We start from the raw sequence: 7,840 nt of genomic DNA, 5'->3' as shown, positions 1-7,840 counted from the left end.
TTGTTTTTATTATAGTGTCTGCTTGTATTTCTTCATTATCATCTGTGAACTTATAGAGATTATAGGCTATATACTCATCGCCATAAAGTTTATACTCAGCTACTACTTCATCTATGCTTTTTGGGTCAATTACTGGTTCATCACCTTGAATGTTTACATATAGGTCTGCTTCCACTGAGCGTGCTACCTCTGCTATGCGGTCTGTTCCTGTCAAGCAAGTATCACTTGTCATAACAACTGGTATGTTTTCACTTTCACAATACTCTTTTATCTTTTCGCTTTCAGTTGCCACTACAAGTTCATCTAAAAGTGTAGATTTTTTAGCTTGTTCATAAGTGCGTTTTACCATTGGAATATTTTTTATCATGCATAGTGGCTTGCTCTCAAATCTACTAGATTTATATCTAGCAGGTATTACACCTATGATTTTTAACTTATCTTTTTTCATAAAAATACTTGGTGTCAAGAAGCTAATATCTATTTTTTCTTTTATAGCACTTAGTGCCTCATCTATAAGCTTGTTTTGTTCTAGCAGTGCTTTAGAGTCTAATACAGAAGATGTTTCATCATAGTTATAGTTGTCTGCTTTGACACTGTAACCATCTAACCCTGCTATCTCTGTCTTTTTAAATCCACTTGCAATTAAATAATTTATAAAAATTACAGCAACATTCATAACAAGATTATCATTAGTGAATGCAAGTTTTTCTAAATCTAAAACAGCGAATACCCCATCGTTGGTTGTAATATTTGTAGTAGTGACTATTTTAGAGCATTCTAACTGCTCACTAAACTCATCATACCTTTTTTGGTTAGTAAAAAAATAATAATCACACTCTACACTTGGTTTATGGTTGAGTGCTACAAGGGTGTAGGTTTCATTATTTGCTCTTTGTTCTAATAGCTCTTTGTTCTCTGAGACACTTTTGCCCGATGCTATGAGTAGCACTTTTTTCTCTTTTGGTATCTCTAACTTGCCCCTAGCAGGTGTTTTTACCTCTAATACAAAACCTCTATAAAGCTTTTCTATTAGCTCTTTGTCAAATGAGTTTTTACTCTCTTGTGGGAGTTTGTCAAGTACCTTTTTTATGCCCACTATATGGTTTGTGTTTTTATTTACTAAGTATGTAGCGTAGTTTGGGTGGCAGTTGTACGAAGCAGAGAGAAACTGTGCAGGCGAAAAGCCCCATGAGTTTTTTGCCATGAGTGAAGTTAAAAGCTCATCGATGACTTCTAAAAGTGGTAGTGTGTCATAGCTTTTCTCATGAGAGCTGTTTAAGTAGTCTGCTATAAGCTCTGTGTTTAAGTTGCCCGCACCTCTACCTATGCCGTAGATACTAGAGTCTATGATGATCTCTCTTTTAAAGTTTTGCGCACACATGCTTATAGCGTTTGAAAATGCCAACTGCATGTTGTTGTGTGAGTGATAACCTAGTGCTATAGAAGCATCTAAATTGTTATGAGCCAAAATAAGATACTTATGAAACTCTTCAAGTGTCATAGAGCCAAAACTATCGACTATATAAAATGCATAAGGCTTAAGATGGTTTACTCTCTCGATGATAGACAAAAACTCTATGTCTTTGTAGTTTTTTGTCACCATTGGCTGAAAATAAAGGTCAAAGCCTAGAGCTATTATCTGTTTGGCTGTCTCAAATGCTATGTCCGCATCTTTTTTATGAAAAGCAAGACGAATACCATCTATGCTAGTTTGCTCTTTTGGTGGTAGGTTTGTTACATCATAATCGCCTAAGTTTATCATCACTACTTTTTGAGATTTGCTTTGGGCTATGGTAGAGAGCGTTGCATCTGTGGTGGTGGTGCTATCAAAAAGGGTAGAGTCGTTTTGTACTCCCACTTTATCATTCAGATATCCACACTCTATAGTATCTATATGTGAAGCACCGAGTGCTTTTAGTATCTTTTGCATATGTGCGTCTTTGAACGCCCAGTCGTTTATGTAGCCACCGTCTCGCAGGGTGCAGTCTAGGATTTTAATATTCACTTCGATTCTCCTTTATTCTCTAGCTTGGCTTGATATTCTTTCACTTTTTGCTTGATAGTAGGTCCTGTTGGGCGAAGCTCTAGTGCTTTTTGCATGATGGTAAGCGCGGTAGAAATATCGCCAGACTGTTCAAAAGCAAAAGCAACTTCACGTAGTATGTCGGGTGCTTTGTACTCTGGCGTAATCTTTCTCTCAAGCTTCATGAATATATCCGAATGTATCGTTTTTACTTTTTTTTTCATCTCAATCTCATAAACTTTTGCCACTTCTTCCACAGGCGGAACATCTAACAGTTGGATATTAGTTCCTTTGCTTTGGTTGAGCAATTCAGCAGTGAGGTTAAATATATGCTGCCATGAGATATGATAGCTTGCTAGATCTCTTCTATTTTCATCTTCTTCATTTTTAACAAATCTACTATCAACCATTTTTACTTGACTGAAATTTTCTACTGTAAAAATGATAGGATTATTACTAAAATGCAATACCCCAGGCTTCATACAAAAAAATCTAGGTACCATAGAAGTTGCTCCTGCGTCGGAGATGAAAATGTCTATGTTACGACAATAATCTATTTTTGTGTGATAATCCTTACCAGCAAGGCTTAAATTAACAATATTTTTATTTAAACCTAAAGCTATTAATGTGCAGATATTTTTATTTTCTTCATCAGGGATTTCGGAATGGGCATTAGCAGTTAAACCATCTACCAAAATTAAAATATTTTCAAAGAAGTTGCTTAATTGGTTTAAGATATTTTGATATCCCTCAATCTGTTCTAGCCAAGATCTTTTTTCTCCAGCAATCCCAATCCATACAGTCAAATCAAATTTTTTAAAGTTTATGTTACTAATCTCACTAATGTCAGTAGAATAACAAATGGCATTTTCCATTACTTTTGAAGTCTTTTTATATTGATTTGACTTATATTTAGCAATGCCCAAAACAGTGGGAAATAAAACAATATCATTTTTTATTTCCTTGTAATCCTGTGTATCAAAAAAAACTGGTTGATAAAAATTATCTAATCCTAAAAAAATTTTTTTGTTGTTTTCTATCAGCTTCTCATGAAGTTCAAATATAGAAACTAGTTGGTCATAAAAAAAATGATAAGGTCTTTGGTGATTTAAAAGAAATCCTATAAAATTACCATGATTTCGAAAATATTTTTTATAGTTTGGTATCATTTCTATCATTTTGCTAATTGCATTGATACTTGGACGACAAAGAGATTCAGGAAGCATCGCATAAAATTTGTTATCATACACAACTGCATCCATGAAATTATATCCCTGTACTAGGAACCAACAGTTATCAAAGTTTTCATCTGAGAAGAAAAGAATATTCCTTGGATTTGCTGATCTTATAAGAATATTTGCCCTGCAAGTTGTAACGATAGAATCTAATATAGGATGTTCAAAAATTATATATTCTTTTGAAGATAAATCTTCTAAAAAAAACTTTAAATTGAAATAACACTCTTCATTCGCAGTTTTTTGCCATGTTTGTATAAAACCTAACATTCCATTTGGTTTAAAGTCAAAAATTGTTTCCATGCTTTAAGTATCTTTTTTGTTTAATTTTTAATAGTATAATTTTTCATAAAATACTCTTTTTCCATACCATTTAAGAATCTATTTGAGAATATATTATTACTATTTTTATAATATTCTAAAATTTCTTTTCTAAATTCCTCATCTATCAAAGAATGATTTAAATCTAAATTTTTCATAAAATTAGTAAGAAATATTTTGATATAATTTTCTTTTTTATTGTCAAATGAAAATCGTGTTTTTAATAACTCTATTATTTCATCAAACTCTTTTTTAATAAGTGCAGTCTCAAGGTTAGTATCTGAAATGAAAATTAATTTGTTCACTATTTGTACTCTTGTCTTAAAAAAAACAGAGTTTACATTTAAAAGCTCTGGAAAAGTTTGATCTAAAAAAGAAATAAAATAAGAGTAGTAATTATTAAGGCTCTTATTTATATCCTGCGTTTGCTCAGGTAATGTCACATCTTCATCAATACTATTCATAAAATATTTGATGATACCATTTGAGCGACTTAAAATGTTTTTATCGTATACTTTAACATTAATTGCATCCTCTCCAAAATGCTGTACCCAAGGATTTATCATCCAATTATAATTGAATCCCCCCTGTGCCATCTGAAAAAAATCTCGTATATTATATTTGTAATTATATCCCTGAGACAGCCACCACATGTAGGTAGACTCTACCAGCTTTACTTGTTCTCTCACAAAAAATATAATTTTTATTTCAAATTGTGAAAAAAAATCTTTAACAAAATCAAGATAATCAGATTTACAATAGCAGAATTGTTCGGAGCTTAGTATGATACGAAACTGCTCTACATTGGATAGCTCATAGGCTAACTGGTCATAATATACTTTTGTTTTTTCACTAGGTTGTTTTTCTTGGTATGCCGCTAACAAGTGATGACCTATATTATTTACTGCAAGCCCCGTCAAAGGGTAATAGTAACCAGCATCTAATAATTTTTGTCTTGAATCAAATAAAGTTTTTTGAATTGCAGATGTCCCTGTCTTACCTATTCCGATATGAATATATAAAGTTTTTTTCATATTTTATAAACCTTTACATGTGTAGTTGTTTTTTTGAGCTATATTACAAAACAGTCTTTCTATACTGTGAGCAACTGTGCCATCTGCAAGACCTTCTTCTACCTGAAAGTATTTATTCTCAATTTTATCTATTCCATTTAGTGCGTTTGGTTTGAACCAAAACATTGATCCAGCAGGAAAAGTTGTGTACTCAAAGTCGATTTTAAGAAGCTCACATAAATCATCAACAATTTCTTGATCATACGTCATATTATGTTCTGTATGTTGAATCAAATATTTTCTATTAGTAATTAAGCCGAATGTACTATCGGATTGAAAAACATTTATAATATTGTCAACGATCTCCTGAGTGCCAAGTAAAGAATCATATATTTCATTTCTAATTTTTGCACCATCGGTTCTATACTCACTTTTTTTGGAGTGTATTTTACATACATAGTGATAGTCTAACTCTTTGATATTTTTATACACTTCAAGAAAAGGTAAAATATCCCTACCACGATTTTCAAGAAGTTTAATATATGCATTTGGATATTTTTGAATAATTTTTTCAACTATATCATTTTCTATATTTGTCAATGTTACAAAGAGGTCAAATCCTAGATGATTTAAATTATGTAAATATAGATCTAATTCTTCCCATAAGTCTGTAAAATGGATATGTAATATCACAGCGATATCATGTTCTTTAACGGCTTTTTTGCTGAAAGTTTTATAATGATCATACTTATAGTTTTTTAACACATCGTAAGTAGTTTGTAAGTAGCCGTATCCAAACTCTCTATCTGGTTCTAGGTGTGTGCCTTCCGCCCACTCATTCCATGCGTTAATAAATACAAATTTTTCTTCATTTGGATATTTTTCATTATTGGCAACATTTGATACCATGTTTGATAGCCATTGTTTATATTTGAGCAAAGAGAAGTTATAAAATGTATGGCTGTTATTTTGTTTTCTAGCAGTATTGTCCCATGAAAGCATGGCTGTTCTAAACATCTTATAAGAAGGTTCTTCTTTGATGCAAGCATTTTGAACAACTTCTTCATAGTCATATATATGCCCATTGTACTCTGGATTTATTATTTCAACTTTTGTATTTATGAGATTACTTATGACTGTGTGTGGTGGAAACTCCATTGCAGCATCAAAACCATAAGGCTCTGGAGAAGTAATACCAAAAGTTTGCGAGCATATTAAATAAAGACCATCATATCCAGCTAGCTTCGCCTCTTCTCTCCATAATTCTACAGTTTCTTTCATATTAGGGATAATATTCGCTCTGTAAATGATTAGTACGGGTTTGTTATCAACACGAATATATCTTTTATCATCAAAGTATTGAAACATGTGATGTATAAACTTTTTAGAATCCTCATCACAGTGATTTTGACCTATCAATACGTCATTTTCAGCTCCATCCCACCTTCTTGTCCAATTTTCATTTGCCCAAGTAATACAGAAGTTTATATCTATCTCAGGATGTTTTAAAAGTATTTCAAAAGGTTTATGCATTAAAATTTTGCCATCAAACCAGTAGTAGTAAAAGTTGAATCCATGAATTCCATAGTTTCTAGCTAATTTCGCTTGCTCTATCATTACCTCTGGTACCCTTAAATCATAAAAACCATTATGTATTGGAAGATGGGGTTGATAATGACCTATGAAGTTTGGTTTTGCCTTACTAACATTTGTCCATTCTGTAAATCCCTTACCCCACCATTGGTCATTTTCAGGAAAAGGATGAAATTGCGGCAAATAAAAAGCTACGGTTTTTATATATGTATTTAATGCTAAATGCTCTTCATATTGTGTATATTCGTTGCTAGTAGAATCAAAGTTGACTTTGGGAATTTGTACTTTTATTGATTCGTCCAAAGAATGAATTTCAAAAACTTTTGTTTCTCTTTTTTCAAATTGGCCAACTTGAATAAAATGTGTTAATGGTTCTAACCCTGACTCTTTAACGTCTAAATATTTTTCGTAATAGTAGAGTGGATCAAACCAATTATTAGGTTTTCTACCTTCTTGCCAGCCATAATTTATATAATGCTCGTAAGGATTAGCACCTGCAGCTAGTATATCAGGGTAAGTACGTAAATAATATCCAGTATCAAATGCTTCCTGTGTTGTTTCATACACGATTCGTTTTTTTTGTTTTTGATTTCCTGCGATATCAGTTTTTTGTAGATTGGTTACTTGGTAAGTACGACCTTCATACTGACCATGTCTGATGTAGTGCAATAAACAATTAAAACTTGTATCCGTGATCTTCGCTAAATCCTCATAGTTGTTTTTATAAAACTCAGTATCAAAACCTTCGTTTTGTAATCTTTCGTATTCATCTTTTTCTGTCTTGCTTTTAAACCTATTTTCTTGGCGTCCAAATTTTATGAAATGGAGTAACGGATAGATACCATCAGCTTTAACATCAGTGTAATATTCTTTATACCAGCTTGGGTCAAAAGTGGCATTTGGCATTCTATCTTCTTTTATGCCTATTTGGCAGTAGTGTTCAAGTGGAGTCATGTCTGCAACTCTTACATCATGATTGTTCTTAAGATAATAAACTTTGTCGAATAAGCCACTTTTTTCTATAATATTTTTCAAATTTTCTTTTCCTTTTTTGAATTTAAACATCGCTATTTCCTTTTAAGGCTTTTTGAAGATCTCTAATTGGTTTCGTATAGATCCAGCATTTACTCTCTTTGATACTAGCAAGGTCATCGACGATTGCATCGAGATTTATATTGAGCTTTTCAATTTCCTCTAATTTTTGGCTGTAATTCGCTTCTAGTTGTATTTTTTCTTGTTCGAGAGTTGCTTTGGCATGTACCATTTCTTGAAGCGTTTGGATTGTGCTTTGAAGCTCCCCATTGATATTTACTACTTGTTGCTCAAGTTCTGCTTTTTGTGTTGCATTCGCTTCTTTGATATTTGCCAGATCATTCACGACTTCATCAAGGTTTGCATTGAGTTGAGAATGTTCTTCTTTTAATGTCAAGTGTTCACCATTGAGGTTGTCTAGCTCTTTATTTTTTTGAGTCAGTTGTGTTTCTAGTTCAGTTTTTTGTTGTGTAAGTAATTGGTTGGCATGTTGTGTTTGCTCAAGTTCTGCTTTTTGTGTTGCATTCGCTTCTTTGATATTTGCCAGATCATTCACGACTTCATCAAGGTTTGCATTGAGTTGAGAATGTTCTTCTTTTAATGTCAAGTGTTCACCATTGAGG

The 7,840-nt window shown here is 32.4% G+C and carries 5 protein-coding genes; all 5 read right to left on the bottom strand.

What is annotated here, in order from left to right; all coding sequences use genetic code 11:
- The coding region (locus tag PHI38_RS07820) for an NTP transferase domain-containing protein (RefSeq protein ID WP_299854720.1) at positions 1-2,005 on the bottom strand (2,005 nt) is incomplete at its 3' end.
- Positions 2,002-3,561, bottom strand: a complete 1,560-nt coding sequence (locus tag PHI38_RS07815) for a hypothetical protein (protein ID WP_299854717.1) — start codon at positions 3,559-3,561, stop codon at positions 2,002-2,004. The genes PHI38_RS07815 and PHI38_RS07820, both read right to left, overlap by 4 nt.
- A gap of 20 nt (positions 3,562-3,581) precedes the next feature.
- On the bottom strand, positions 3,582-4,613 hold the full coding sequence (locus PHI38_RS07810) for a hypothetical protein (protein ID WP_299854714.1): 1,032 nt from the start codon (positions 4,611-4,613) through the stop codon (positions 3,582-3,584).
- A 3-nt stretch (positions 4,614-4,616) separates the two neighbouring features.
- Positions 4,617-7,250, bottom strand: a complete 2,634-nt coding sequence (locus PHI38_RS07805; protein WP_299854711.1) for a glycoside hydrolase family 99-like domain-containing protein — start codon at positions 7,248-7,250, stop codon at positions 4,617-4,619.
- Positions 7,243-7,840, bottom strand: a 598-nt coding sequence (locus PHI38_RS07800) for a hypothetical protein (protein ID WP_299854709.1), incomplete at its 5' end; no start/stop codon positions are given. The genes PHI38_RS07805 and PHI38_RS07800, both read right to left, overlap by 8 nt.

It is taken from the genome of Sulfurimonas sp., from assembly GCF_028694895.1.
Classification (GTDB): domain Bacteria; phylum Campylobacterota; class Campylobacteria; order Campylobacterales; family Sulfurimonadaceae; genus Sulfurimonas.
Note: the sequence above shows the minus strand (reverse complement) of the source record. Positions and strands in the feature narration are given on the sequence as shown.

Bases quoted from the DNA above. Each gene is read 5' to 3' on its own strand.
- PHI38_RS07805 (WP_299854711.1), bottom strand. From the start codon at position 7,250: ATGTTTAAATTCAAAAAAGGAAAAGAAAATTTGAAAAATATTATAGAA.
- PHI38_RS07810 (WP_299854714.1), bottom strand. From the start codon at position 4,613: ATGAAAAAAACTTTATATATTCATATCGGAATAGGTAAGACAGGGACA.
- PHI38_RS07815 (WP_299854717.1), bottom strand. From the start codon at position 3,561: ATGGAAACAATTTTTGACTTTAAACCAAATGGAATGTTAGGTTTTATA.